General features: G+C 24.0%; 1 protein-coding gene. It reads right to left on the minus strand.

Translation table 11 applies throughout. From position 1 onward, the window contains the following. Positions 1 to 68: 68 nt before the first annotated feature. Positions 69 to 463, minus strand: a 395-nt coding sequence (locus A9G28_RS13680; RefSeq protein ID WP_176702160.1) for a hypothetical protein, incomplete at its 5' end; no start/stop codon positions are given.

Genomic DNA, 463 nt, shown 5'->3' on the forward strand with positions numbered 1-463 from the left:
AATTAGTTATTGATTAAATTACACTCAATAAACTTTTGTATTTTATTAAATAGCTAAGCCTAAATAGCTTATCTTTTTAATTTAACAAAAATTCCATTTTCATTAATAATATAGTTTGTTTGATTTAAGAAAATTGTTGTTTTTTTATATCCATCATACGGGGATTCAATTTTTTTAATAGTTATACGAAAATTTTCATCAATAAGATACTTGTTCCAAATACCACCATCCTCTAATTCAACATTTTCACCCAGTTCCATACGATCAATGAAATCAAAATCCTCAGAAAGGCTAATTAACGATAATTGAGGTGCACCAGAAATGGAATATGAAAATAATAGTATTAAATTTATTTTTTTATATTTTTTCAATTTTATTGCATGAAGATAATCATCCTGAACTATGCCTTTTAAAAAAAAATTAAATTCATCAGGTATCGGTAAAAAACTATCATTTTCTTCAG

This window comes from Gilliamella sp. Fer1-1 (assembly GCF_001690825.1).
Lineage (GTDB): Bacteria > Pseudomonadota > Gammaproteobacteria > Enterobacterales > Orbaceae > Gilliamella > Gilliamella apicola_C.